Here is a 24,849-nt window from a genome sequence, read left to right as displayed (position 1 = left end):
GGAGGCATGGCAAGCCTCGCAACACCACGCTCGGCCCCCCGTCCGGCCCTCCTCGCCACCACCCCCGGCGCCCGGCCGACCGCTCCGGCCCGCTCCGTCCGTCACCTCGGACCCAACTGGTACGCCTCCGTGATGGGAACGGCGATCGTCGCCACCGCGGGCGCGACGCTGCCGGTGGGCGTCCCGGGTCTCCGTACGGCCTGCACGGCGGTGTGGGTGCTGTCGCTGGCGATGCTGACCGCCCTGCTCGCGGCCCGCGCACTGCACTGGGCCCGGCATCCGGACCAGGCCCGCGCCCACCTCCTGGACCCGGCCGTGGCGCCGTTCTACGGGTGCCTCTCGATGGCACTGCTCGCGGTCGGCGGCGGGGCCGTGACCGTGGGCCTGGACTGGATCGGGCTCCCGGCGGCGCTCGCCCTCGACACCGTCCTGTTCACCGTGGGCACGGTGGTCGGCCTGGTGGCCGCGGTGGCCGTCCCGTACCTGATGGTGGTGCACCACCGGATCGAGAGCGCGTCCCCGGTGTGGCTGCTTCCGGTCGTCGCGCCCATGGTCTCGGCCGCCCTCGGCCCGCTCCTCGTACCCCATCTGCCCGCCGGGCAGGCCCAGCAGACGCTGCTGATCGCCTGTTACGCGATGTTCGGCGTCAGTCTGCTCGCGACCCTGGTGATGCTGCCCCTGGTCTTCGGGCGGCTGGTCACCGGCGGCCCGCTGCCGCTCGCGCTGACCCCGACCCTCTTCCTGGTCCTCGGCCCGCTGGGGCAGTCGACGACCGCGGCGAACAAGTTCGCCGACGCGGCCCCGGGCGTGCTGCCCGAGCCCTACGCCCACGGCTTCGCCGCCTTCGCCGTCCTCTACGGGGTCCCCGTGATGGGCTTCGCGCTGCTGTGGCTGGCGCTGGCGGGGGCGATGGTGCTGCGGGCCCGGCGCAAGGGCATGGGCTTCGCGATGACCTTCTGGGCGTTCACCTTCCCGGTCGGCACCTGTGTCACCGGCGCCGGGGGGCTCGCCCAGCACACCGGCCTCGCCGCCTTCCGGTGGCTCGCGATCGGCCTGTACGCGTTCCTCGTCGCGGCCTGGCTGGTGGCCGGATTCCACACCGCGCGCGGGCTGATCAGCGGAACGCTGCTCGCAGGTCCCGGGCCAGCGCCCGCGGGGCCTCGGCCAGTGACGGCCCGTACCAGGTGAGCAGGCGCCCCTCGACGAGCGCGGCGGCGGTCCCGGGGAAGGCCTCGGGGCCGTCGTCGGGCGTGAAGCGGTAGGGCTCGTCGGGCAGGACGACGAGGTCGGGGGCGGTGGCCCGCAGTTCGTCGAGCGGGATCCGCGGATAGCGCTCGGGGTGGTCGCCGTACAGGTTGCGGACGCCGAGCCGGGCGAGCAGGTCGCCGGCGAAGGTGTCGCGTCCCACCACCATCCACGGGCGGCGCCAGATGGGCACGACGGCGGTCAGCGGCGCCCCGTCCGGTGCGGGTCCCACCGGTGTCACGGCCTCCCAGGCGGCCTCGGCGTCGTCGAGCCAGCCGGGCCGGCGGGGCGCGCCGCACGCGGCGAGGACCCGCGCCAGCTCCCGCAGTCCCTGGTCGAGGGTGCGGATCTCGGTGACGAGCACCTCGATGCCGGCGGCCCGCAGCGCGGCGAGGTCGGGTGCCCGGTTCTCCTCCTCGTTGGCGAGGACGAGGTCGGGCCGGAGTGCCGCGATCGCGGCGACGTCGGGGTTCTTGGTGCCGCCGATCCGCACGACGTCGAGGTCCGCGGGGTGGCTGCACCAGTCCGTCGCGCCGACGAGGACGCCGGGCAGGGTGACGGCGACCGCCTCGGTCAGGGACGGGACGAGGGAGACGACCCTCGGGGGCGTCCTGCCGATCAGGCCGGGGCCGCGGGGGCCGGCAGGCACGTTCGCCGCGTCGTCGTCGGGGGCGCTCACTCCTCCTCGGCCTCGACGTGCTCGGCGACGGCGACGACGAGCAGCCGCGTGCCGGGTTCCGTGGCCCGCCAGCGGTGCCGTACCCCGCCGGAGAGGTAGAGGGTGTCACCGCGGCCGAGCCGGTACGCGCGGCCCTCGGCCTCGACCTCGGCGGCGCCGTCGGCCACGTACAGCAGCTCGTCGTTGCGGTGCTGGAACTCGCGTCCGGCGTCCTGCTCGCCGGTGAACTCCAGGGCGTGCAGCTGGTGGCGGCCCCGGACGAGCTGCCGGATGCCGGAGGGCAGTGCGGGGTCCTCGGCGCGGTCCCCGAACCGCACGACGTCGACGGTGCGGGAGGCCTCGGCGGCGGCGAGGAGCTCGCCGGCCGTCGTCTCCAGGGCCTCGGCGACGAGTTCCAGGGAGCGGCGGCTCGGTCTCGCGCGGTCGTTCTCGACCTGGCTGAGGAAGGGCACGGAGAGGCCGCTGCGGGAGGAGACGACGGCCAGGGTGAGCTGGAGCGCTCTGCGGCGCCTCTTGACGGCCGCGCCCACACGGGGTGATTCCTTCTCGTCCATGTCGGCTCCCTCCCTCGTACCCGTCACGGTCCTCGGACCGGTGTACCGGTCGGTTACCTGAACCTTACGCAGCTTTGGGGCGGGGTTTCTCGTCGTGTGGAAAAGGGGTGGTCGCCGAGCACACTCGGCGACCACCCCTTTTCGGACAGGAGTCACGAACCGTCCTCGGGACGGGTTCCGACGGCTACCTCGGGGCGAGCTTGTCCGCCAGGCCGGGGTTGCGGTCCAGCCAGGTGCGGACGGCCTGCTGCTCCTTGCCCTTGCCGGTCTCCTGGATCACGGCCTCGAGGTCCGTGAGCTGCTTCTCGGTCAGCTCGAAGTTCCTCAGCCAGGCACCGACCTCGGGGTTCTCGGCGGCGAATCCCTTGCGGGCGAGGGTGTGGACGCCGTCGCCCTCGCCCCAGGAGCCCTTGGGGTCGGCGAGCTTCCTCAGGTCGTGCTGGGAGTAGGCCCAGTGCGGCGACCAGAGGGTGACGACGACCGGTTCCTTGCGGTCGTACGCGCGCTTCAGCTCGGCGAGCATGCCGGGCGTGGAGCCGTCGACGACCTGGTACTCGCCCTTCAGGCCGTAGTCGTCCAGGACCTTGTCCTTGAGGATGCCCATCATTCCGGCGCTGGGCTCGATGCCGACGATGCGGCCCTTGAACTGCCCGGCCTTGCCCTTGAGGTCGGCGAGCGAGTCGACGCCCTTCACGTACGAGGGGACGGCCAGCTCCAGCGAGGTGGGGCCGTACCAGGAGCCGAGGTCCTCCAGCTTGTTCCGGTACTTGGCCCAGTACTGCTCGTGCGTGACGGGCAGCCAGGCGTCGGTCTGGAAGTCGAGCTGGCCGCCGGCCAGGCCGGTGTAGAGGGCCCCGGCCTCCAGCTGCCTGGTGTCGACCTCGTAGCCGCGCCGCTCCAGGAGTTCCTTCCAGAGGTACGTGGAGGCGATGCCCTCGTCCCAGGGGATGTAGCCGATGCTGATCTTCTTGCCCTGGCCGCCGTTCGGGCCGGAGGCGGAGGCCGCGCCGCCGGAGCCGCCGAGGAAGCCCGTGCCGCCCGCGACGAGGGCGAGGACGACGACGCCGACCAGGGCGGTGACGGGCTGCGGGCGGTGCGCCCACAGCTTGGCCCCGGGCCGCTTCGCGCCCAGCGCGGCGCGGGCCTTGGCCGCGGCGCGGCGGCCCAGCGGGGAGACCTGGCGGCCGAGCGCGCCGGTCATCCGGTCCAGGTACATGGCGAGCACGACGATGGAGACGCCGGCCTCGAAACCGAGGCCGATGTCGACGTTGCCGATGGCCCGGTAGACCGCGCCGCCGAGTCCGCCGCCGCCGACCATGCCCGCGATGACGACCATGGACAGGCCGAGCATGATGACCTGGTTGACGCCGGCCATGATCGTCGGCAGGGCGAGCGGCAGCTGCACGCGCAGCAGGGTGTCGCGCGGAGTGGTGCCGAAGGCCTCGGCTGCCTCGACGAGTTCGCCGTCGACCTGACGGATGCCGAGCTCGGTCATCCGGACGCCGGGCGGCAGCGCGAAGACGATCGTGGCGATGATGCCGGGGACGACACCGACGCCGAAGAAGATGATGCCGGGGATGAGGTAGACCATCGCCGGCATGGTCTGCATGAAGTCCAGGACGGGCCGCAGCACGGCGCTGACCGTCTTCGAGCGGGCCGCCCAGATGCCGAGCGGTACGGCGATCACCAGGGTCACGAGGGTCGAGACGAGGACGAGCGAGAGCGTCGCCATGGCCTCGTCCCACAGCTGCACCGAGTCGACGAGGCAGAACCCGGCGAACGCCAGGACGGCGGCGGCGAGGCCGCGCAGCCACCAGGCGACGACGGCGAGGATGCCGGCGAGCAGCAGCGGCTGAGGAGCGGACAGGACGGTGTCGATGCCGTCGTACAGGCCGGTGACGCCGGTGCTGACGGCGTCGAAGAGCCAGGAGAACTGCGCCTGGAGCCAGTCGACCGAGCTGTCGACCCACTCGCCGAGGGGGAGCCTAGGCACGGGCGGCCACCTCCCGCACCCCGGTCGACGGGGCGTCCGTCGCAACGCCACCGCCCATGACGGCGAGGAGGCGTTCCGGCGGTACGACTCCGAGGACGGTGCCGTCGGAGTCCTCGACGGCCACCGGGTGCGGGGCCAGGGCGGCGACGGCGCACAGGTCCGCGACGAGCGTGTCGGGTCCGACGGCCCGGCAGGCGCAGTCGTCGGGACAGTCGGCCGCGGGGGCGCCGTCCGTCATGACGGCGGAGGCGGTGAGCACCCGGGAGCGGTCGACGTCCTGGATGAAGGAGGCGACGTAGTCGTCGGCGGGGCGGACGAGGATGTCCTCCGCGGTGCCGAGCTGGACGATCCGGCCGTTGCGCATGACGGCGATCCGGTCGCCGAGGCGCATGGCCTCGTTGAGGTCGTGGGTGATGAAGACGATGGTCTTCTTCAGGCGCTGCTGGAGGACGAGGAGCTGGTCCTGCATGTCACGGCGGATCAGCGGGTCGAGCGCGCTGAACGACTCGTCCATGAGGAGCAGGTCGGCGTCGGTGGCGAGCGCGCGGGCCAGGCCGACGCGCTGCTGCATGCCGCCGGAGAGCTCGTCGGGCCAGGACTTCTCCCAGCCGCCGAGGCCGCAGAGTTCGAGCGCCTCGGCGGCGCGGGTCTCGCGCTCGGCGCGCGGGACGCCCTGCACCTCCAGGCCGTACGCGGCGTTCTCCAGGACGTTTCGGTGCGGGAACAGCGCGAAGTGCTGGAAGACCATGCTGATCTTGCGGGCGCGGACGTCGCGGAGCTCGCGGGGGGAGAGCGCGGTGAGGTCGCGGCCGTCGAAGAGGACCCGGCCTGCGGTGGGTTCGAGCAGGCCGTTGAGCATGCGCAGGAGAGTGGACTTCCCGGATCCGGACAGGCCCATCACGACGAAGATCTGGCCGGGTTCGACGGTGAAGCCCGCGTCGACGACGGCCGCCGTCGTGCCCTCGGCCCGCAGTTCCTCACGGTCGGCGCCGTCGGCGAGCCTGCGGACGGCCTCGTCGGGTCGTCTGCCGAACACCTTGTACAGGTGGTCGGCCTGGAGCCTGGACACATACACCTCACGGGTAGCGATGAAGAACGGCCCCGCCACCCCCGCGCGGCCGGGCCGTGGAGCGGGCGGGATCGGCCCGCGGCCCGTCGCGTACGAGGACTTCTTTGTTGAATCCCGTACCGGGTCCGCTCCGGGCTGCCGCCTGCCCGGCCCCACCGGGTGCAAACGCAAAGGTGACACGGGTCACGACACGGCTCGGGACGTACCGCCGGAGGACGCGCCCGTCGGTCACCGGGGGGTCTGTCGGTGGTGTGCGGCATGATCGGTCGGGTGACCCGACGTTTGATGCTCCTCGACACCGCCAGCCTGTACTTCCGCGCCTACTTCGGCGTTCCGGACTCGGTCCGCGCGCCGGACGGCACGCCGGTGAACGCCGTCCGCGGGCTGCTCGACTTCATCACCCGGCTCGTCCAGGACCACCGCCCCGACGACCTGGTGGCCTGCTGGGACGAGGACTGGCGGCCGCAGTGGCGGGTGGACCTCATCCCGTCGTACAAGGCGCACCGGGTGGCGGTCGTGACGGAGACCGGCCCGGACGAGGAGGAGATCCCCGACACCCTGTCCCCGCAGGTGCCGGTGATCGAGGAGGTCCTCGCCGCGCTCGGCGTCGCCCGGGTCGGGGCCGCGGGGTACGAGGCGGACGACGTCATCGGGACGCTGGCGGGGCGGGCCTCGGGCCCCGTCGACATCGTCACGGGCGACCGGGACCTCTTCCAGCTGGTCGACGACGCCCGCGGGGTGCGGGTGCTGTACCCCCGCAAGGGCGTCGGGGACTGCGACCTGGTGGACGCGGAGATGATCCGCGCGAAGTACGGCGTACGCCCCGACCAGTACGCGGACTTCGCGGCGCTGCGCGGGGACGCGAGCGACGGGCTGCCGGGCGTGAAGGGCATCGGCGAGAAGACGGCGGCGCAGCTCGTCACGGAGTACGGCGACCTCGCCGGGGTGCGGGCGGCGGCGGAGGACCGGACGTCGAAGCTGACGCCGGCCAAGCGGCGCGGGATCGTCGAGGCGGCCGCGTATCTGGACGTGGCTCCGACGGTCGTCCGGGTCGCCGGGGACGTACCGCTGCCCGACTTCGACCCGGCGCTGCCCTCGGCTCCCCGCGACCCGGCGGCCCTGGACGCGCTGGTGAAGCGCTGGGGGCTCGGCGGCGCGGTGGGACGGCTGCTCCCAGTCCTGGAGCGCTGACGGGGCCGGATACCCACTGGGGCGCGTCGTCCCGAGGTGCTAGCTTAGGCATACCTAAGTTCGCAGAGTCAGGAGAGACCCTCGTGGCAGACCAGCCCCGCAAGGCACCCAAGGCCACCCAAGCACGCGTGGTGCGCACCGAGCGGATCACGCCGCACATGGTGCGCGTGGTCCTCGGCGGCCCGGGACTCGACGCCTTCGAGGCCGACGAGTACACCGACCACTACGTGAAACTGCTCTTCGCCCCGGACGGCGTCACCTACCCGGAGCCGTTCGACATGGAGCGGATCCGGGCGGAGTTCCCGCGGGAGCAGTGGCCGACGACCCGCACGTACACGGTGCGGGCGTGGGACGCGGTGCAGCGCGAGCTGACGGTCGACTTCGTGGTCCACGGCGACGAGGGCCTGGCCGGCCCGTGGGCCGCGCGCGCCCAGGCGGGCGAGACCGTGCGCTTCCTCGGCCCCGGCGGCGGTTACGCGCCGGACCCGTCGGCGGACTGGCACCTGCTCGTCGGCGACGAGAGCGCGCTGCCGGCGATCGCGGTGGCCCTGGAGCGACTGCCGTCCGGCGCCCGGGTGCACGCGTTCGTGGAGGTGTCCGACGCGGCGGAGGAGCAGAAGCTCTCGACGGCGGCGGGGGTGGACGTCACCTGGCTGCACCGCGGTGACCGGCCGGCCGGTGAGGCGCTGGTCGAGGCCGTCCGGACCCTGGACTTCCCGGCGGGCGACGTCCACGCCTTCGTCCACGGCGAGGCCGGGTTCGTGAAGGACCTGCGCCGCCACCTCCGCCTCGACCGCGGTGTGCCGCGCGAGCGCCTGTCGATCTCGGGCTACTGGCGCCTGGGCAAGTCGGACGAGGCCTGGCGCGCGATCAAGCGCGAGTGGAACGAGCAGGTGGAGCGCGAGCAGGAGAGCTGAGGCCCGCCCTCGGGGGCGGGGCGGGTGCCGACGGCACCCGCCCCGCCCCTTTTCCGGATCCCGGCGGCTTCCTACTTCGCCTCCCCGAAGATGCGGTCGGAGGCGTCCACATGGGCCATCCGGCGCAGGGCCGAGAAGATCGCGTCGCCGAGGACCGTGCCGACGACCGTGCTCTCCACGAGCTCCTCGCGCGCCACGTTGCGCGCCACGTAGTCCAGGTCCGCCCGCGCCACGCGCTCCGCCGCGTCCGCGTACACGTCCAGCACCTCGGCGAAGGCGCCGTGGCCGACCTCGTCGAGCGCCGCGAGCGCCGTCGCCAGCGCCTCTGACGCCAGGTTGCTCGGAACCGTGTGCCAGCCGCGCGCGGTGATCAGCTCGTCGACCTTCCGCCGCGCCTCCTCGATCCCGGCGCCCGGCTCGCGGTCGTGGCGCGGCACCATCCGGCTGGCCGCCGTGCCGAGCACCTCGTGCACCGGCCGGTCGGGGTCGTCGACCGCCTCGATGACGCACCGGATCTCGGCGATCGACATGCCGCCCACGTCGAGGAGCGCCCGGATCAGGCGGAGCCGCTTCACGTGCATCTCCCCGTACGAGGCCTGGTTCGGGCTCGTCAACTCCCCGGCCGGCAGCAGCCCTTCCCGTACGTAGAACTTGACGGTCGGCACGGACACTCCGGTCCTGCGACTCAACTCTCCGATGCGCAAAGCGTGTTCACCTTCCCGATCCTTCTCCGGTCTTGCCGACCGGCACCTCCATCATAGATAGTGGCGCTATCAGATAGCGGTTAGTGCCACTATCCATATCTCGTTCGTCCGTACCGTCACGGCTTTCCCACGGGGGATCACATGTCCTTACTGCACCCGCTCATCCGCCTGCACCGGCCGCTGGTCTGGTTCGCCGCCTCGATGGGCGTCCTCGCCCTCGTCTCCGCCGTCGGCCTGGTCGCCGACGACCGGGTCCTGGTCGGCGTGCCGATCTGGACCAAGCCCCTCAAGTTCTCGCTGTCGTTCATCGCGTACGGGCTCTCGCTCGCCTGGATGCTCTCGCTGCTCGCACCCCTGCCGCGCGCCCACCGGATCGGCTGGTGGGCCGGCACGGTGGTCACCGTCACCGGCGCCGTCGAGATGGCCCTCATCACGCTCCAGGTGGCCCGCGGCACCCAGAGCCACTTCAACCAGGCGACGCCGTTCGACGCCGCCGTCTTCCAGATCATGGGCGCCACGGTCGCCGTGCTGTGGCTCGGCGCCCTGACCATCGCGGTACTCCTGCTGCGCGCCCGGATCCTGGACCGCGCCACCGCCTGGGCCGTCCGGCTGTCCTCCCTGATCGCGCTGGCGGGCGCCGCCGTCGGGTTCCTGATGGTCCGTCCGACCTCCGAACAACTCGCGGTCGACGAGGCCCCCCTCAACGGCGCCCACAGCGTCGGAGTCCCCGACGGCGGCCCGTCCATGCCGCTGACCGGCTGGTCCACCACCGGCGGCGACCTGCGCATCCCGCACTTCCTCGGCATGCACGCGCTCCAGCTGCTCCCGCTGCTGCTGCTCGTCCTCGCCGCGCTCGCCCCGCGCTTCGGCCGTCTCGCCGACGAACGCGTACGCCTCCGCCTCACCGTCACCGCGGCCGGCGCCTACGCCGCGGCCTTCGTCCTCCTGACCTGGCAGGCGCTGCGCGGCCAGGCCCTGTTCTCCCCGGACGGCGCGACGCTGACCACCGCTGCCGCGATCGCCCTGCTCACCGCGGTGGCCGCCGCGCTGTCCCTCCGCACCACGCCCGCCTCCCCCCTTCCGGCCCCGGCTCCGAAGCCCGCCGAGGAGGTCTCGGCATGACCGGCGTCCTCTTCGAACTGACCTTCTTCCTGGCGGCGCCGGTCTGGCTGCTCATGATCCTCGCCCCTCACCTGCGGATCACCGAGCGCGTCGCCGCCTCCCCCTTCACCGTCCTCCCGCTGCTCGCCCTCTGGGCCGTGTTCGCCGTCCCCGTCCTGCCCGAACTCTGGACCGCGGTCACCAGCCCCGACATCGACGCCTTCCGCGACCTCACCGTCCTCGCGAACGGCGCCGCCGCCCTCTGGGCCCAGGTCCTCGCCTGGGACCTCCTCCTCGGCCAGTGGATGTACCGCGAGTCCCGCCGCCTGGCCATCCCCCCGCTCCTCATGTCCCCCCTCCTCGTCCTCACCATCCTCCTGTCCCCCCTCGCCCTCCCCCTCTTCCTCGTCCTCCGCACCCTCTACACCCGCCGCGTCACCCGGCCCGGGGCCCTCTCTCCCATTGCCCCCGCATGACCGGATGCCGAGCCGCCCGAGGAGCCGCTCCCGTCAGGCGGTGGCCCGCTTCCGGGCGGTGAGCTGGAAGAGACGGGCGGTGTGCATGTACGGCGGGCGGGCGGTGGTGGCGAGTTCGAGGCGTTCGAGGTCGGCGTAGTAGGCGGGGTCGTACTTGCGGGAGTCGTCGGTGAGGTAGTCGCAGAAGCTGCGGATGCCGTAGTGGTGGACGTCCGCGCAGCCGAGGTCCTCGAGCAGGGGGGTGATCTCCTCCGCGGTGTGCAGGGTGAGTTCGGAATCGAACATCTCGTTGCGGAGGAGGTCGGCGTCGAGGGCGGCGAGGGCCGCGGCGGGGTCGAGCTGCCGGACGGCGATGTTCAGGGGCGCGGAGTGGCGGTTGATCGCCATCAGGGAGAAGAGGCCCCCGTCCTTCAGGGGGGCGAGGGACGCCGCGAGGGTGCCGGGAACGTCGTCCACGTACTGCAGGAGGTTGTGGCACAGGACCACGTCGAAGCCCCCGGCCGCGATGTCCGCGGGCAGGGCGGCCACATCGGCCCGGATACAGGTGACGCGGTCCGACAGGCCGCTCGCGGCGGCACGGGTCCCGGCGGCGGCCAGCATGGCGGGGGCGTGGTCGACGACGGTGACGTGGTGGCCGCGCGCGGCGAGCCGCAGCGCGTCCCCGCCGTCGCCGCCGGCGAGGTCGAGGATCCGCAGCGGCCCGCCTCCCGGGCCGCCGTCGAGGTGGCGCGCCACGTTCACCTCGGCGAGCGTGTAGCGGAGGCGGCCCCAGGGGGCCTCCTGCCATTCCTGCCAGGTGGCCATCGCGGTGTCGAACTTCTCGTGATCTTGAGCCATCCGGCGACGATAGCCAACCGTCGGCCGACGACCGCCTCCGGTGTGTCAGCCGCGGGCGCGGACCGTGGCGTGGACGTCGCGGTCCGGTTGGAGGGTGAGGCTGGGGACGGGGCGGATGTCGTCGGTGGTGAGGTCGAGGTGGTAGCGGCGGGCGAGGACGGCGAGGACGAGGACGGCCTCGACGAGGGCGAAGCGGGTGCCGAGGCAGACCCGGGGGCCGCCGCCGAAGGGGAACCAGGCGTATTCGGGTATCTGCTCGGCCGGTTCGCCGTCCCCGGTGGTGAGCCAGCGCTCGGGACGGAAGGCGTCGGCGTCGCCGTACCAGCGGGGGTCGCGGTGGGTGGCCCACTGGCTCGACCAGACGCGGGTGCCGGCGGGGACGGGAGCGCCGCCGAGGGTGGCGCCTTCCTTGGCGATGCCGGTGATGAGCCAGATCGTGGGGTAGAGGCGGAGGGTCTCCTTGACGACGGCCTGGGTGTAGGCAAGGGAGGCGTAGTCGTCGTAGCCGGGTTCGCGGTCGGCGAGCACCCGGTCGAGTTCCTCGGTGAGGGCGTCGCGGACCCGGGGGTTGCGCGAGAGCAGGTGCCAGGCCCACACGAGGGTGGAGCTGGTGGTCTCGTGGCCGCCGATGTAGAGCGTGACGGTCTCGTCGCGGATCTCCCGGTCGGAGAGGCGGGCGCCGGTCTCGTCCCGGGCGGCGAGGAGGCGGCTGAGGAGGTCGGGCCGCTCCGTGTCGCCGTCGCGGTGGCGGTCGACGACGCGGGAGACCTCGGCGTCGATGACGGCGGTGGCGCGCTTGATGCGGGCGCGCCCGGGGGTGGGGACCCAGTCGGGGAGTACGGCTCCGATGCCGCTGAACTCGGCTCCGATCTCCTTCTGCGCGATGTCCATGGCACAGCCGATGGATTCGGCGTCCGCCGCGGTGTCGACCCCGAAGATGGTGCGGACGGCGATGAGCTGGGTGAGGGCCGCCATCTCCTTCTTGATGTCGATCCGCTGCCCGTCGGCCCAGCGGTCCGCGAGGGCGACGGCGCACTCGGCCATCGTCGCGGCGTAGGAGCGGACCTGCTTGGGGCGGACCGAGGGCTGGACCAGGGAGCGCTTGCGCCGCCAGTCGGCGCCCTTGGCGACGACCACGCCGTTGCCCAGGAGGGTGCGGAAGGCGATGCCGAGGTCGGGCTGGTCGAAGGTGCGCTCGACCTCGGTGAGGAGCTCGCCGATCGTGTCGGGGTGGGCGATGAAGAGTGCGGGGCCCCGGCCGAAGCGCCAGCGGACGAAGTCGCCGCGCTCCCGCAGCTGCTCGAAGAAGGCGAGGGGGTCCTTGCCGAAGGCGGGCAGATTGCCGAGGAGCGGCACTCCCCGGGGGCCTTCGGCGATGGTCGCGGTCGGCTGCGTCGCGCGTGTCCCGGCGTCGGGACCGGCTTGCCTGGTCACGTACGTCCCCTCCCCAACTCCCTGTGCGTGTGTACGAGTCCATGCAAGCGGAAGGGCCGTCCCCCGCGCCAGCCCTGTGGACGACGACCTGTGGACAACTCCCCGCGGACGGTACGCGGGAGGGGCCCGCGGCGCGAACGCCACGGGCCCCTCCGGAATGCGACGGGCCGTCAGCCCACGGAGCTGTAGGCGACGACTCCGCGGAGCAGCGAGTCCACGGCCTTGCGGGCGTTCTTCGCCACGGTGCTGTTCTCCCTGGGCGCGGCCGCCGAGATCTGCCCGAGGACGTCGATGACCTGCTTGCACCAGCGCACGAAGTCGCCGGCGGGCATCTCGGCCTCGCGGAGGACCTCGTCGAGGCTCTTCTCGGAGGCCCACTGGTAGGCGGCCCAGGCGAAGCCGAGGTCGGGTTCGCGCTGGCCGACGCCCTCGGCCTGGTTGATCTTGAATTCCTCTTCGAGGGCGTCGAGGCGGCCCCAGATGCGGACCATCTCGCCGAGTGCCGCCTTGGCGTTTCCGGTCGGCAGCTTGGGCGCGACGGCGTCGTCTGCCTGACGCGACTCGTACACCAAGGCGGAGACGCAGGCGGCGAGTTCGGGCGGAGTGAGGCCCTCCCAGACGCGGTCGCGGAGGCATTCGCTGGCCAGCAGGTCGAGTTCGCCGTAGAGCCGGGCGAGCCGCTTGCCGTTGTCGGTGACGTCGTCGCCGCGCAGGTAGTCGAGTTCGGTGAGGAGCGCGACGATCCGGTCGAAGGTGCGGGCGATGGTGTTGGTACGGCCCTCGATGCGCCGCTCCAGCTGCTGGGTGTCGCGCTGGAGGCGGTGGTAGCGCTCGGCCCAGCGGGCGTGGTCCTCGCGCTCGTCGCAGCCGTGGCAGGGGTGGGCGCGGAGCTCGGTGCGCAGCCGGGAGATCTCGCGGTCGTCGGCGGCGGCGGAGCGCTGCTTGTGGTGGCGCTCGGGGTTGATGTGCCCGGCCTTGCTGCGCAGGGCGGAGGCGAGGTCGCGACGGGACTGCGGGGAGCGCGGGTTGAAGGTCTTGGGGATCCTCATCCGCTCCAGCGCCTCGACCGGGACGGGGAAGTCGATGGAGGCGAGCCTCTTGACCTGCCGCTCGGCGGTGAGGACGAGGGGGCGCGGGCCGTCGTGGTGCTCGAAGCCGCGGTGGCCGTTGGTGCGGCCCGCCGGGATGCCGGGGTCGAGGACCAGGGCGAGGCCGGCGAACTTGCCCGTGGGCACGTGGATGATGTCGCCCGGCTTGAGCTTCTCCAGCGAGTTGGCCGCCTGGGCGCGGCGCTGGGCGGCGCCCTGCCGGGCCAGTTCGGTCTCGCGGTCCTTGAGGTCGCGGCGGAGCCGCGCGTACTCCTCGAAGTCGCCGAGGTGGCAGGTCATGCCCTCGCGGTAGCCCTCGAGTCCCTCTTCGTTCTTCTGCACCTGGCGCGAGATGCCGACGACGGAGCGGTCGGCCTGGAACTGGGCGAAGGAGGTCTCGAGGAGCTCGCGGGAGCGGTGCCGGCCGAACTGGTCGACGAGGTTGACCGCCATGTTGTACGAGGGCTTGAAGCTGGAGCGCAGGGGGTACGTGCGCGTGCCGGCCAGTCCGGCGAGGTGGCCGGGGTCGAGGCCGCGCTGCCAGAGGACGACGGCGTGGCCCTCGACGTCGATGCCCCGGCGGCCGGCGCGGCCGGTGAGCTGGGTGTACTCGCCGGGAGTGATGTCGGCGTGCTGTTCGCCGTTCCACTTGACGAGCTTCTCGAGGACCACGGACCGCGCGGGCATGTTGATGCCGAGGGCGAGGGTCTCGGTCGCGAAGACCGCCTTGACGAGCCCGCGGACGAAGAGCTCCTCGACGACTTCCTTGAAGGTCGGGAGCATGCCCGCGTGGTGGGCGGCGATGCCCCGCTCCAGCGCTTCGAGCCACTCGTAGTAGCCGAGGACGTGGAGGTCCTCGGTGGGGATGGCGGCGGTGCGCGCCTCGACGATCTCGCGGACGCGGCGGCGTCCCTCGTCGTTGTTGAGCCGGAGTCCGGCGTACAGGCACTGCTGGACGGCGGCTTCGCATCCGGCGCGGCTGAAGATGAAGGTGATGGCGGGCAGGAGCCCCTCGGCGTCGAGGCGTTCGATGACCTCGGGGCGGCCGGGGGTCCAGATGCGGGAGCGCTGGCGGCGCTCGCGCTCGCGGTCGGCCTCGCGGACCATCTTGCCGCGGCGCCGGTCGCGGGGGTTGTACGCCGTGTTCTCCGTGCGGGCCAGGCGCATCAGGTCGGGGTTGACCTCGCGGCGGGAGGAGCCGCGGCCGCCGTGGTCGGTCTCCTCCTCGAAGAGGTCGTACATCCGGCGTCCGGCGAGGACGTGCTGCCAGAGCGGCACGGGGCGGCTCTCGGAGACGATCACCTCGGTGTCGCCGCGGACGGTGTCGAGCCAGTCGCCGAACTCCTCGGCGTTGGAGACGGTCGCGGAGAGCGAGACGAGCGTGACGGATTCGGGGAGGTGGATGATCACTTCCTCCCAGACCGCGCCGCGGAAGCGGTCGGAGAGGTAGTGGACCTCGTCCATGACGACGTACCCGAGGCCGGAGAGGGCCTGGGATCCGGCGTAGAGCATGTTGCGGAGGACTTCGGTGGTCATGACGACGATCGGCGCGTCGCCGTTCACACTGTTGTCGCCGGTCAGGAGTCCGACCTTGTCGGGGCCGTACCGCTTGACGAGGTCGGCGAACTTCTGGTTCGACAGCGCCTTGATGGGCGTCGTGTAGAAGCACTTGCGGCCCTGGGTGAGGGCCAGGTGGACGGCGAACTCGCCGACGATGGTCTTGCCGGAGCCCGTGGGCGCGGCGACGAGCACGCCCTTGCCCGCCTCGAGAGCCTGGCACGCCTCGATCTGGAAGGGGTCCAGTCCGAACTCGTACAGCTCGCGGAAGGGTGCCAGTGCGGTGCGCTGCTCGGCGTTGCGGGCGCGGGCGGCCGCGTACGCCTGGGCTGGTGTGAGGTCCTCTGTCATCTTGTTGTCGAGCCTACCCGCCACCTGTGACAGTGACGCGATCTTTATCGAGGGGATGCGGAGCCTTGGGTTCCGGGCCTTGTCCCGACGGGGGCGAGGACGCGCAGGGCTCCGGGGACGCACTCCACGGCGAGCGGCGGCACCCCAGGGGCTCCCCGTCGGCGCAGCCGGGGGCCTCGGGGCGTCGGGGTCCCCCGGACCGAGTCCGGGGGACCCTACGAGATCAGGTGATGTCGTCGTAACCGTTGAGCCGGTGCGCGCTGCCGCCGTGCTCACCGGTGGCCTGCTCGGGCAGGGCGCGGGCGGCGGTGACGGGTTCGACGGCGCCGACGGCCTGGGGCGTGAGGTCGAGCGCGGAGGCCTCGTCGTCGTCGAGTTCGGCGTCGGGGTTGCCGCGCCGGCGTCGCCGGTCGTTGAGGAGGGAGAAGCCGACGGCCGCGAAGTACAGGACCGTGATCGGTCCCGCGAGGGCGATCATGCCGACCGGGTCGGTGGTCGGGGTGATGACCGCGCCGAACACGAAGACGCCCATGATCACGCCGCGCCACCAGCCGGCCATCCGGCGACCGGTGAGCACCCCGGTGAGGTTCAGCATCACCAGGACGAGCGGCAGCTCGAAGGCGAGGCCGAAGACGAGCACCATGCGCAGGGTGAAGTCCAGGACGTCGTTCAGCGACAGGATGTTCGCCGAGCCGGCGGGCGTGAGGCTGATGAGGACCTTCACGCTGACGGGGAGGATGAGGTACGCGAGGTAGGCGCCCGCCGCGAACAGCGGCACGGCCGCGCCCACGAAGGCGTACGTGTACTTCTTCTCGTTCTTGTGCAGCCCGGGCGCGACGAACGCCCACAGCTGGTAGAGCCACACCGGGCTCGCCACGACGAGACCGGCCGTCAGCGACAGCTGGATCGTCGTGCTGAAGGGAGCCATCAGCGTGTTGAAGGAGACGATCGCGCAGTTGCCGCCGTCACTGGTGACGTTCGGTGCGCAGGTGGGCACCGACTTCGTCAGGAACTGCATCAGCTCCTCGCTGTACGCGAGGGCCACGATCGTCACCGCTGCGATGGCGAGGAGACCCTTCGCCAGTCGGTTGCGGAGTTCACGCAGGTGCTCCACGAGGGGCATCCGACCCTCGGGATCCTTCTCCTGCTTGCGGGCAGACTTGGGCAACCCACGTCCTCATCTCGTGCGGCAGCCGCCGCCCGGTGCGGCGGCCGCGGCGGACCGGGTCAGCGCTTGGTGGTGTCCGAGGGCTCGGCCACCGGGCGCGAGCTGGTCACGTCGCCGGGAGCGGCCTGGATGGTGCGCGGCGCGGGCTCCTGCGGTGCGGTGCCCGCGTGCGGCGGGTCGGCGGGGGCGCTCTGCTGGTCGTCCGACTTCATCGCCTTGGCCTCGCTCTTGAGGATGCGGGCCGACTTGCCCAGCGAGCGCGCCATGTCCGGAAGCTTCTTGGCGCCGAACAGGAGGATGATCACGACGAGGATCAGAATGATCTCGGTGGGGCCGAGCCTACCCATAGCGTTTACCTTCTTCACCGAGGCGACATGGAGTGCGGTTGCCCGGCGGGTCGGACATGCGTCCTACCACCGCGCTGCCTGCGATCGTAACCCGCAGGAGTAAACGCAGGGCAATGCCCTTGCATACTCCCGATTTCGTGGCACGAACCCGGGTGGGGGCCCTTTCACGCAGGGTACGGCACGGGCTCAGCGCAGTGTCTCCCCCGTTCTGGCCAGGCCCACGGCGGCGGTTTCGAGCTCCTCGGCCGCCCGGCTGATCCGTTCTGTGGTGTGCGCCACTTGGCGCCCGAGGCGCCGGACTTCGACGAAGACCTTGACGGCGAGGACGCCGAGGACGGCGATCCCGAGGAATCCGAGGGCGATGGCGAGCATGGGCCAGAACATGTGCTGAGCCTACTCAGACCGTCGTGTGGAGCCGCAGGGTACGCACCCCGCCGCCGGTGAGCAGTTCGACGATGCGCTCGCCGGCGGGCTTGCGGACGGAGCTTCCGCACTCGGGGCAGGTGAAGGAGTAGAAGGTCGTGCGGCGGCTGGCGCCGATGGCCAGCCGCAGGGCGCTCGCGGAGAGTTCGAAGCGGGAGCGGCAGTCGGGGCAGGCGGCCTTGAAGAGGACCGGGGCGATCGTCGCCGTGAGACCGTGCATCGCGGACACTTCCCTCATCTCTCTCTGCACCTTCGGTACGTCAGTAACAGCGTCGCGGTCGCGCGGACCGTCACACTCCCTCGTACGCGGCGAGCGCGGCCGCGGCCGCCGTCCTGGCGCTGTCGGCGAGGTCGGCCGGCGCCACGATCCGCCCGTCGCTGCCCAGCCGGAGCGCGAGCCTGCGCAGCGAGGCGGGGTCCGGCGTCCGCAGCGTGATCCGCAGTCCGCCGTCGGGCAGCTCGTCGGCCCGGTCGTGCGGGTAGTACTCGGCGACCCAGCGGCCCCCGGGCCCCACCTCGACCACGACCTCGGGGTCGTCGGCGGACGGCTGCACGAGGCCCTCGGAGAGGTCGCGCAGCTCCAGTTCCGGCGGCGCGGCGGCCTCATCGAGGATGCGGATCTCGACGACGCGGTCGAGGCGGAAGGTGCGGCGCGCCTCGGAGAGCCGGCACCACGCCTCCATGTAGGTGTGGCCGACGGCGAAGAGCCGGATCGGGTCGACCTCGCGCTCGGTGAGTTCGTCACGGGCGGGCGAGTAGTAGCGGACCCAGAGGCGCCGGCGTTCGGAGATGGCCCGGTCGACCTCGGCGAAGACGCCGCCCTCGGACTCGAAGGTGACCGAGAGCCGGGAGCTGGCCCCGGCGGCCTCGCCGGCGGCGGCCTCCAGCTTGGCGGTGGCGCGGAGCAGCGCCTCCCGGTCGCTCTCGCGGAGCCCGGGCAGGGTGGCGACGGCGCGGGCGGCGACGAGGAGGGCGGTGGCCTCGTCGGCGGCGAGCCGCAGCGGCGCGGCGACGTCGTCCGGGTTGTGCCACCAGATGCGGTCGCCGTCGGTGTCGATGTCGAGGAGGTCGCCGCCGCGGAAGCTGGTGCCGCACATGGGCAGCACGTCCAGGTCGGAGATCAGCTCGTCCTCGGTGATCCCGAAGGCGCGCGCGACGTCGGCGACGTGGGCGCCGGGGCGCTCGCGGAGGTAGGTGACGAGGGAGAGCATCCGCCTCGTCTGGTCGATCGCGTTGGCAGCCATGCGGTTCGTCTCCCCCTCAGCCCTTGGCCACGGCGCGCAGCCGGTCCATCACATCGGCCCGCAGATCGGCGGGCTCGTCCACGACGACGTCGGGGCCGAACTCGACGAGCCAGGCGTCGAGCCCGTGGCCGTACGGGATCTCCAGCTCGTCCCAGCCGTCGGCGCCCTCCCGCACGGACAGGGCGCGGGCGCGCAGCGGGTAGCCGCAGCCGCCGCGCAGCCTGATCCGGGCGGTGCGGGTCGCGGTCTCGCCCGCCCAGCTCTCGACGGTCTCCCGGACGGTGACGACGTCGGGCACGGGCGCCGTGAAGGCACCGGCCCGGGAGCGGACCTTGCCGGTGATCCGGGAGAGGCGGAAGACGCGCTCGGCACCGCGCTCGCGGTCCCAGCCCGCGAGGTACCAGTGGCCGCGCCAGCATTCGAGGGTCCAGGGCTCGACCTGGCGGGACTCGGGGCGGGCGGCGTTGGCCTTGCGGTAGTCGAAGACGACCGGGCGGCGGTCGCGGCAGGCCAGCATGAGCGGCTCGAAGGCCGCCTCGTGGACCGGGATGCGGGGTTCGAGGGCGCTGGGCTGCGTCTCGTACGAGTCCTCCGCCTCGGGCATGCCGGCGGCGCGGAGCTTCTGGAGGGCGCCGCTGGCGGCCCCGGCGAGGCGGGCCTGCTGCCACACCTTGGCGGCGAGGCCGAGCGCGGCGGCCTCCTCGGCGTCCAGGGTGATGGGGGGCAGCCGGTTGGAGTCGCGGCGGGCGAGGTAGCCGGTCTCGCCCTCCAGGTTCTCGACGGTCTCGATGACCAGGCCGAGCTCGCGCAGGTCGTCCTTGTCGCGCTCGAACATCCGGTTGAAGGCGTCGTCTCCGGAGGCTTCGAGGTAGGCCTCGATGGAGCCGCGGAGTTCCCGCTTGCTCAACGGTCGGCGCGTCCCGAGCAGGCACAGCGCGAGATTCATCAGCCGCTCGGACTTGGCAATCGCCATCGACGCCCTGCACCTCTTCCGCGGATCCACTTCTCGGACGTCCGACCGTACCGCCCCGGGGTGTCGCGGCCAAAGCCGAGGGCCCCCACCACGGACGGCGGGGGCCCCGGAGCGACCGCGAGCGGTCGCTGTGTGCGCGGGTCAGCGCTTCTTCACGGCCACGAGGTCGCAGACGAAGATCAGCGTCTCGCCCGGGGCGATCGAGCTGCCGGCGCCACGGTCGCCGTAGGCGAGGTGGGCGGGGATGATCAGCTGGCGGCGGCCGCCGACCTTCATGCCCTGGATGCCCTGGTCCCAGCCCTGGATGACCTGACCGGCGCCGAGGTTGAAGTCGAGCGCGCTGCCGCGGTTCCAGGAGGCGTCGAACTCCTCACCGGTGGAGAAGGCCACGCCCACGTAGTGGACCTTGACGAAGTCACCGGCGGCGGCGACCTCGCCGTCACCCTCCCAGAGGTCCTTGATCTCCAGGTCCTTCGGCGGCTCGCCGCCCGGGAAGTCGATCTCGGGCTTCTCGATGCTCACTGCACTGCTCCTCATGCTGATGTACTGCGTGATCGGGACAGTCTTACACCTTCGTCAGGATGTCCACGGCGAAGACCAGCGTGGAGTTCTTCGGGATGCCCTGCTTCTCCTCGTTGCCGAAGGCCTCGGAGGGCGGGGCGACGATGAGGACGCGGCTGCCGACCTTCTTGCCGACGAGGCCGTCCTTGAGGCCCTTCAGCGTGAGCTGCTCCAGCGGGAAGTTCGCGGGCTTGCCGGTGGAGTAGGTCGAGTCGAAGACCTTGCCGTCCTTCCAGAGGGCGGCGACGTAGTTCACGACGACCGTGTCGGTGGCCTTGACGGCCTCACCGTTGGCCTCGAGCACGTAGTTCGAGACGAGCTTGGTCGGCGGGTCGGTCTTGGGGACCGTCAGCGAGGGCGCCTTGCCGTCGGTGTTGGTACCGACCTTCGGCAGGTCCTTGTTGTCCTGGGCGACCGGGGTGCCCGTGGCGGACTTGGGGATGGTGACGGCCTTCAGGACGTCCACGACGAAGACGAGGGTGGCGTTGGGCTGGATCTTCGGCGGCGAGCCGGCCTCGCCGTAGCCGAGCTCCGGCGGGATGCCGACCTCGAGCCGGCTGCCGACCTTCTGCCCTTCGAGGGCCTGCTCCCAGCCCTTGATGACCTGGCCGTCGCCCAGCGTCAGGCTGAAGGGCTCACCGCGGTCGAAGCTGTTGTCGAAGGGGGTGGTGGAGTCCCAGGCCTGACCCAGGTAGTTCACCTGGAGCGCGTCGCCCTTCTTCGTCACCGCGCCCTTGCCCTCGCTGATGACGTTGACCTTCAGTTCCTTGGGCGGGTCGCCCTCGCCCTTGGAGAGGGTCGGCTTCTCGCCGAACTTCTCCCCCGCCGTGATGGCGGGCAGCCCGTTCTTCATCGAGGCGGAATCGGAGCCCTTGTCGTCGCTGCCGCACGCCGCTGTGGAGAGCAGCAGCAGCGGGACGACGAGAAGGCCGGCAAGTCGGCGCACGTGTTCCTCAGATCTCAGACGGCACAGTAGTTGTGCCGACACTCTAGGGGACCCTCCTGCCGACGGAAGGGCCCCGCACGTCAAACGTGCGGGGCCCGGGGCGCGTACGACCTGGTCTTACATTCCGGCGATCAGCTTTTCCACCCGGTCGTCGACGGAGCGGAACGGGTCCTTGCACAACACGGTGCGCTGTGCCTGGTCGTTCAGCTTCAGGTGCACCCAGTCGACGGTGAAGTCCCTGCGCTGCTCCTGGGCGCGGCGGATGAAGTCGCCGCGGAGCCGGGCCCGAGTGGTCTGCGGGGGCACCGACTTGCCCTCGAAGATCTTCAGGTCGTTGCAGATCCGCGCCGCCTGCCCGTTCTTCTGGAGCAGGTAGTAGAGCCCACGACGGCGGTGGATGTCGTGGTAGGCGAGGTCTATCTGCGCGACCCTCGGGTTCGACATGGTCATGTTGTGCTTGGCCCGGTAGCGCTCGATGAGCCGGTGCTTCATGACCCAGTCGATCTCGGTCTCGATGCGGTCGAGCTGCTCGCTCTCGATCGCGTCGAGCGTACGGCCCCACAGCTCCAGGACCTGGGCGACGGTGCCGGAGCGGATGCCGCGGCGGTCCACGAAGTCGACGGCCTTCTCGTAGTACTCGCGCTGGACCTCCAGGGCGGAGGCCTCGCGGCCGCTGGCGAGCCGGACCTTGCGCTGGCCCGTGATGTCGTGGCTGACCTCGCGGATGGCCCTGATGGGGTTCTCCAGCGTCAGGTCGCGCATGACGGTGCCGGCCTCGATCATGCGGAGCACCAGGTCGGTGGCGCCGACCTTGAGCAGCATGGTCGTCTCCGACATGTTGGAGTCGCCGACGATGACGTGGAGCCGGCGGTACCGCTCGGCGTCGGCGTGCGGCTCGTCCCGGGTGTTGATGATGGGCCGCGAGCGCGTGGTGGCGGAGCTGACGCCCTCCCAGATGTGCTCGGCGCGCTGGGAGACGCAGAAGACCGCGCCCCGCGGCGTCTGGAGGACCTTTCCCGCGCCGCAGATCAGCTGCCGGGTGACGAGGAAGGGAATGAGGATGTCCGCCAGCCGGGAGAACTCTCCGTGACGGGCGACGAGATAGTTCTCGTGGCAGCCGTAGGAGTTTCCCGCCGAGTCGGTGTTGTTCTTGAAGAGGTAGACGTCGCCGGCGATTCCCTCCTCGTGCAGGCGGCGTTCGGCGTCGACGAGAAGGCCTTCGAGAATGCGCTCGCCGGCCTTGTCGTGGGTGACCAGTTCGGTCACGTTGTCGCATTCCGGTGTGGCGTATTCCGGATGCGATCCCACGTCGAGGTACAGGCGGGCGCCGTTCCGCAGGAAGACATTGCTGCTGCGGCCCCATGACACGACACGGCGGAAGAGGTAGCGCGCCACTTCGTCAGGAGACAGTCGGCGCTGTCCCCTGAACGTGCACGTGACGCCGTACTCGTTCTCCAGCCCGAAAATGCGGCGGTCCATGTCTGAACATTACGCCTGACGGCCTGTGCTGAAACCGGGTTGAGCGTTCCCGTTTCGATCATTTTCCGATCAGCGCGCGTTCTTTTCGGCGTGTACGACGGTGGGGACCGTCTCTCCGACGGCGTGTCGCGCGGCGTCCTCGGGGGCGCCCGGCGTGTCGGGGACGGTCAGGACACGGCCGGTGGCCAGGAGGACCAGCAGGGCCACGAGGCCGCCCGCTCCGGCCACGGCGAACCCGGCCACGGTCCCGGCCAGTTCGACCGCGGGCCCGGCGACGGCGGAGCCGAGGGCCGCCCCGACGCCGAAGGTGGTGACGAGCCAGGAGAAGGCCTCGGTGACCGTGCCGCGCGGGGCGTGCCGGTCGACCACGATGAAGGCGCAGGCGAGGACGGGGGCGAGGAACACCCCGGAGAGCACCGAGAGGCCGGTCATGGCGACGGGGCCGGGGGTGAGCGTGAGCGGCAGGTAGCAGACCGCGAGGAGCAGCACGAGGACCCGCAGCCGCCGTTCGGGGGCGCCCTCCCACTGCCGGGCGCCGTAGACGGTGCCGCCGAGGAGGGCGCCGAGGCCGAGGGCGGCCATCAGCCAGCCGTACACCGACGGGGTGCCGCGGTCGTCGGCGTAGGCGACCGCGGCCACCGTGATGGAGCCGAGGGCGAGGCCGACGAAGAAGAAGGAGCCGAGGAGGGCGAGCAGGCCGGGCGAGCGGAGGGCGCCCAGCCAGTGGGCCTCGCGGGTGGCGGAGCGCCACGCGCGGGACGGCTCGGACAGGACGACGGCGAGGGCGCCGAGGATTCCCAGGACGTTGATGGCCAGGAGGGCGGCGGCGGGCGACCACACGGCGACGAGGAGCGTCACGAGTAGCGGACCGACGGTGAACATGACCTCCTGGGCGACCGCGTCGAGCGCGTACGCCCGGTGGACCCGGTCCTCGCGGCCGAGGACGCTCGGCCACAGGGCCCGCAGCCCGCCCTCCAGCGGCGGCGTGAAGAGTCCGGCGACCACGACGGCCGCGTAGGCGACGGCGAGGTGGCCGATGCCGACGAAGGCGAACAGGGCCATGCCGAGCGCCGACAGGACCGCCGCGGGCAGCTGGACGCGGGGCTGGCCCTTGAGGTCCACGGCCCTGCCGAGGAGCGGCTGCCCGACGGCGTTGGCCACGCCGTACGCGGCGATCAGGCCGCCGGCCAGGGTGTAGCTGCCGCCCAGGTCCCGGACGAACAGGGTCATGGCGATGGGGCCGGTGCCGTTGGGCAGCCGGCCGACGAGGGTGCCGGCGAGCAGCCGGGCGGCGTGCGGCGCCCGGAGTATGTCGAGATAGCCGCCGTGCGCGGGGGCCTCGGTGGCCATGTCGGTCTCCCCTCACCTCGGCACCCGGCCGAGGTTTTACGTATAACTTCAGGAGTCATACGTACCATGTCGACATCACGCGGGTCCACCCCGCACCCTGGGACCGTCCGACGCGGAGGCTTGTGTGCAGACCCCGGAGCCGCTCGGCGGCACCCGCCCGACCAGCCGGGACGTCGCCCGGACCGCGGGCGTCTCGCAGGCCACGGTCTCCCTCGTGCTCGGCGAGAAGTGGCGCGGCCGCGTCTCCGAGCGCACCGCGGAGACCGTGCGGGCCGCCGCCCGTGACCTCGGTTACCGGCCCAACCTGGCCGCCCGCAACCTCCGGCTCGGCCGCACCCGGACCGCCATGCTCGTCGTGCCGGCCCTCACCAACGAGTTCTTCGCCCACGTCTACACGGGCGCGGCCGTCGCCGCGGCGCGGCACGGCTTCGGCGTCGTCCTCTACCCCTCCCCCGACGGCGTCGGCCCCGCCCGCGACCCGTTCGCCTCGGCCCAGGCCGCCCTGGACGGCGTCATCGCCTCCTCCATGGCCGCCGACGCCCTCAAGGCCTTCCGGGGCACCGACCTGCCCCTCGTCATGCTCGACAGCGACCCGTCCGACCCCGGCGCCTCCGCGCACCTGAACATCGACGTCGCCGACGGCATGCGGCGGGTGACCGAGCACCTGCTCGGCCTGGGCCACCGCCGCTTCCTGCACCTCGCGTCCGCCGTCCCGTCCTGGACCTTCGACGTACGTGCGGCCGCCCTCGCCGACGCCCTGGGCGGCGCGGAGCTGCGTACCGTGCGCTCCCCGCTCAACGTCGCCGACGCCTGGACGGCCGCCCTCACCGCGCTCGACACCCGGGAGCCCCGGCCCACCGCGGTGATCTGCGACGACGACATCCTCGCGGTCGGCGTCCTCAAGGTCGCCCGCCGCCTCGGCCTGCGCGTCCCCGAGGACCTTTCGATCACCGGCTTCGACGACCTGGCCCTCGCCACCGCGGTCGACCCCGAGCTCACCACGGTCCGGCTGCCCGCCGAGGAGTTCGGCAGACGGGGCATGGAGGCGCTCCTCGCCGTCCTCGCGGGCGAACCGGCCCCGCCGGTCACCCTGCCCGTGGCCCTCGTGCGGCGCGGCTCCACCGGCCCCGCACCGGCCGTCTGACGGCGGACACGCCGGAGG

General features: G+C 72.1%; 24 protein-coding genes. 6 read left to right on the top strand and 18 right to left on the bottom strand.

Going from position 1 to position 24,849, the window contains the following annotated elements; translation table 11 throughout:
- The first annotated feature begins 6 nt into the window (after window positions 1–6).
- On the top strand, window positions 7–1,188 hold the full coding sequence (locus AC067A_RS27560; RefSeq protein ID WP_479245179.1) for a TDT family transporter: 1,182 nt from the start codon (window positions 7–9) through the stop codon (window positions 1,186–1,188).
- Here AC067A_RS27560 and AC067A_RS27555 read toward each other — a convergent pair.
- The 4 genes from AC067A_RS27555 to AC067A_RS27540 all read right to left on the bottom strand — a co-directional run bounded on the left by AC067A_RS27555 (window position 1,115) and on the right by AC067A_RS27540 (window position 5,540).
- Window positions 1,115–1,864 (bottom strand): helical backbone metal receptor, encoded by a 750-nt coding sequence (locus AC067A_RS27555; RefSeq protein WP_479245217.1) that lies wholly within the window; start codon window positions 1,862–1,864, stop codon window positions 1,115–1,117. The two genes, AC067A_RS27560 and AC067A_RS27555, sit on opposite strands and share 74 nt — an antisense overlap.
- A gap of 56 nt (window positions 1,865–1,920) precedes the next feature.
- Window positions 1,921–2,478 (bottom strand): helix-turn-helix domain-containing protein, encoded by a 558-nt coding sequence (locus AC067A_RS27550; protein ID WP_479245178.1) that lies wholly within the window; start codon window positions 2,476–2,478, stop codon window positions 1,921–1,923.
- A gap of 184 nt (window positions 2,479–2,662) precedes the next feature.
- Entirely contained in the window at window positions 2,663–4,471 is a 1,809-nt protein-coding gene (locus tag AC067A_RS27545; protein ID WP_479245177.1) for an ABC transporter permease/substrate binding protein, read from the bottom strand.
- Complete coding sequence (locus AC067A_RS27540) at window positions 4,464–5,540, bottom strand: quaternary amine ABC transporter ATP-binding protein (protein WP_479245176.1); 1,077 nt, start codon at window positions 5,538–5,540, stop codon at window positions 4,464–4,466. Before AC067A_RS27540 ends, AC067A_RS27545 begins: the two co-directional genes overlap by 8 nt.
- A gap of 285 nt (window positions 5,541–5,825) precedes the next feature.
- On the opposite strand from AC067A_RS27540, the gene AC067A_RS27535 reads away from it, so the two are divergent.
- Both AC067A_RS27535 and AC067A_RS27530 read left to right on the top strand, forming a co-directional pair.
- Complete coding sequence (locus tag AC067A_RS27535; RefSeq protein ID WP_479245216.1) at window positions 5,826–6,731, top strand: 5'-3' exonuclease; 906 nt, start codon at window positions 5,826–5,828, stop codon at window positions 6,729–6,731.
- An 83-nt stretch (window positions 6,732–6,814) separates the two neighbouring features.
- Window positions 6,815–7,648, top strand: a complete 834-nt coding sequence (locus AC067A_RS27530) for a siderophore-interacting protein (RefSeq protein ID WP_479245175.1) — start codon at window positions 6,815–6,817, stop codon at window positions 7,646–7,648.
- A 71-nt stretch (window positions 7,649–7,719) separates the two neighbouring features.
- Here AC067A_RS27530 and AC067A_RS27525 read toward each other — a convergent pair whose 3' ends face one another.
- Window positions 7,720–8,313: a MerR family transcriptional regulator gene (locus AC067A_RS27525; RefSeq protein ID WP_479245174.1), complete on the bottom strand. Its 594-nt coding sequence runs from the start codon at window positions 8,311–8,313 to the stop codon at window positions 7,720–7,722.
- A gap of 180 nt (window positions 8,314–8,493) precedes the next feature.
- Here AC067A_RS27525 and AC067A_RS27520 point away from each other — a divergent pair, with 180 nt between their 5' ends.
- Both AC067A_RS27520 and AC067A_RS27515 read left to right on the top strand, forming a co-directional pair.
- A complete protein-coding gene (locus AC067A_RS27520) occupies window positions 8,494–9,474 on the top strand; it encodes a hypothetical protein (protein ID WP_479245173.1) in 981 nt (326 codons plus the stop codon).
- Window positions 9,471–9,929: an ABA4-like family protein gene (locus tag AC067A_RS27515; protein ID WP_479245172.1), complete on the top strand. Its 459-nt coding sequence runs from the start codon at window positions 9,471–9,473 to the stop codon at window positions 9,927–9,929. The genes AC067A_RS27520 and AC067A_RS27515 overlap by 4 nt, the downstream gene beginning before the upstream one ends.
- Window positions 9,930–9,962: 33 nt before the next feature.
- On the opposite strand, the gene AC067A_RS27510 is transcribed toward AC067A_RS27515, so the two are convergent.
- The 13 genes from AC067A_RS27510 to AC067A_RS27450 all read right to left on the bottom strand — a co-directional run bounded on the left by AC067A_RS27510 (window position 9,963) and on the right by AC067A_RS27450 (window position 23,687).
- Window positions 9,963–10,766, bottom strand: coding sequence for a methyltransferase domain-containing protein (locus AC067A_RS27510; protein WP_479245171.1), 804 nt, complete (start codon window positions 10,764–10,766; stop codon window positions 9,963–9,965).
- Between the two features lie 45 nt (window positions 10,767–10,811).
- The gene (locus AC067A_RS27505; protein WP_479245170.1) at window positions 10,812–12,200 is read right to left on the bottom strand and encodes a cytochrome P450; all 1,389 of its coding nucleotides are present in this window, start codon (window positions 12,198–12,200) and stop codon (window positions 10,812–10,814) included.
- A 170-nt stretch (window positions 12,201–12,370) separates the two neighbouring features.
- On the bottom strand, window positions 12,371–15,196 hold the full coding sequence (locus AC067A_RS27500) for a DEAD/DEAH box helicase (RefSeq protein WP_479245169.1): 2,826 nt from the start codon (window positions 15,194–15,196) through the stop codon (window positions 12,371–12,373).
- 223 nt (window positions 15,197–15,419) lie between these two features.
- Window positions 15,420–16,319: a twin-arginine translocase subunit TatC gene (tatC, locus tag AC067A_RS27495; protein ID WP_479245215.1), complete on the bottom strand. Its 900-nt coding sequence runs from the start codon at window positions 16,317–16,319 to the stop codon at window positions 15,420–15,422.
- 104 nt (window positions 16,320–16,423) lie between these two features.
- Window positions 16,424–16,711: a Sec-independent protein translocase subunit TatA gene (tatA, locus tag AC067A_RS27490; protein ID WP_479245168.1), complete on the bottom strand. Its 288-nt coding sequence runs from the start codon at window positions 16,709–16,711 to the stop codon at window positions 16,424–16,426.
- 186 nt (window positions 16,712–16,897) lie between these two features.
- The gene (locus AC067A_RS27485; RefSeq protein WP_479245167.1) at window positions 16,898–17,095 is read right to left on the bottom strand and encodes a hypothetical protein; all 198 of its coding nucleotides are present in this window, start codon (window positions 17,093–17,095) and stop codon (window positions 16,898–16,900) included.
- A gap of 13 nt (window positions 17,096–17,108) precedes the next feature.
- Window positions 17,109–17,372: a CpXC domain-containing protein gene (locus AC067A_RS27480; protein ID WP_017241699.1), complete on the bottom strand. Its 264-nt coding sequence runs from the start codon at window positions 17,370–17,372 to the stop codon at window positions 17,109–17,111.
- A 52-nt stretch (window positions 17,373–17,424) separates the two neighbouring features.
- Window positions 17,425–18,378, bottom strand: coding sequence for a helix-turn-helix transcriptional regulator (locus AC067A_RS27475; RefSeq protein ID WP_479245166.1), 954 nt, complete (start codon window positions 18,376–18,378; stop codon window positions 17,425–17,427).
- A gap of 16 nt (window positions 18,379–18,394) precedes the next feature.
- Window positions 18,395–19,351 (bottom strand): helix-turn-helix transcriptional regulator, encoded by a 957-nt coding sequence (locus tag AC067A_RS27470; protein ID WP_479245165.1) that lies wholly within the window; start codon window positions 19,349–19,351, stop codon window positions 18,395–18,397.
- Window positions 19,352–19,492: 141 nt separating this feature from the next.
- Window positions 19,493–19,873, bottom strand: coding sequence for an FKBP-type peptidyl-prolyl cis-trans isomerase (locus AC067A_RS27465; protein WP_479245164.1), 381 nt, complete (start codon window positions 19,871–19,873; stop codon window positions 19,493–19,495).
- Window positions 19,874–19,916: 43 nt separating this feature from the next.
- A complete protein-coding gene (locus tag AC067A_RS27460; RefSeq protein ID WP_479245163.1) occupies window positions 19,917–20,858 on the bottom strand; it encodes an FKBP-type peptidyl-prolyl cis-trans isomerase in 942 nt (313 codons plus the stop codon).
- A gap of 117 nt (window positions 20,859–20,975) precedes the next feature.
- A complete protein-coding gene (gene pafA, locus AC067A_RS27455; protein WP_017241694.1) occupies window positions 20,976–22,337 on the bottom strand; it encodes a Pup--protein ligase in 1,362 nt (453 codons plus the stop codon).
- Between the two features lie 69 nt (window positions 22,338–22,406).
- Window positions 22,407–23,687 (bottom strand): MFS transporter, encoded by a 1,281-nt coding sequence (locus AC067A_RS27450; RefSeq protein ID WP_479245162.1) that lies wholly within the window; start codon window positions 23,685–23,687, stop codon window positions 22,407–22,409.
- Window positions 23,688–23,811: 124 nt separating this feature from the next.
- Here AC067A_RS27450 and AC067A_RS27445 point away from each other — a divergent pair, with 124 nt between their 5' ends.
- Window positions 23,812–24,831, top strand: a complete 1,020-nt coding sequence (locus tag AC067A_RS27445; protein ID WP_479245161.1) for a LacI family DNA-binding transcriptional regulator — start codon at window positions 23,812–23,814, stop codon at window positions 24,829–24,831.
- Window positions 24,832–24,849 lie beyond the last annotated feature (18 nt).

Source organism: Streptomyces sp. NPDC043176, assembly GCF_056436715.1.
The sequence above is the reverse complement of the archived record's forward strand: the minus strand, read 5'-3'. Positions and strand labels throughout refer to the sequence as shown.

Bases quoted from the DNA above. Each gene is read 5' to 3' on its own strand.
- AC067A_RS27560 (WP_479245179.1), top strand. From the start codon at position 7: ATGGCAAGCCTCGCAACACCACGCTCGGCCCCCCGTCCGGCCCTCCTC.
- AC067A_RS27550 (WP_479245178.1), bottom strand. From the start codon at position 2,478: ATGGACGAGAAGGAATCACCCCGTGTGGGCGCGGCCGTCAAGAGGCGC.
- AC067A_RS27535 (WP_479245216.1), top strand. From the start codon at position 5,826: ATGCTCCTCGACACCGCCAGCCTGTACTTCCGCGCCTACTTCGGCGTT.
- AC067A_RS27520 (WP_479245173.1), top strand. From the start codon at position 8,494: ATGTCCTTACTGCACCCGCTCATCCGCCTGCACCGGCCGCTGGTCTGG.
- AC067A_RS27515 (WP_479245172.1), top strand. From the start codon at position 9,471: ATGACCGGCGTCCTCTTCGAACTGACCTTCTTCCTGGCGGCGCCGGTC.
- AC067A_RS27510 (WP_479245171.1), bottom strand. From the start codon at position 10,766: ATGGCTCAAGATCACGAGAAGTTCGACACCGCGATGGCCACCTGGCAG.
- AC067A_RS27500 (WP_479245169.1), bottom strand. From the start codon at position 15,196: ATGACAGAGGACCTCACACCAGCCCAGGCGTACGCGGCCGCCCGCGCC.
- tatC (WP_479245215.1), bottom strand. From the start codon at position 16,319: ATGCCCCTCGTGGAGCACCTGCGTGAACTCCGCAACCGACTGGCGAAG.
- tatA (WP_479245168.1), bottom strand. From the start codon at position 16,711: ATGGGTAGGCTCGGCCCCACCGAGATCATTCTGATCCTCGTCGTGATC.
- AC067A_RS27485 (WP_479245167.1), bottom strand. From the start codon at position 17,095: ATGTTCTGGCCCATGCTCGCCATCGCCCTCGGATTCCTCGGGATCGCC.
- AC067A_RS27480 (WP_017241699.1), bottom strand. From the start codon at position 17,372: ATGAGGGAAGTGTCCGCGATGCACGGTCTCACGGCGACGATCGCCCCG.
- AC067A_RS27475 (WP_479245166.1), bottom strand. From the start codon at position 18,378: ATGGCTGCCAACGCGATCGACCAGACGAGGCGGATGCTCTCCCTCGTC.
- AC067A_RS27470 (WP_479245165.1), bottom strand. From the start codon at position 19,351: ATGGCGATTGCCAAGTCCGAGCGGCTGATGAATCTCGCGCTGTGCCTG.
- pafA (WP_017241694.1), bottom strand. From the start codon at position 22,337: ATGGACCGCCGCATTTTCGGGCTGGAGAACGAGTACGGCGTCACGTGC.
- AC067A_RS27450 (WP_479245162.1), bottom strand. From the start codon at position 23,687: ATGGCCACCGAGGCCCCCGCGCACGGCGGCTATCTCGACATACTCCGG.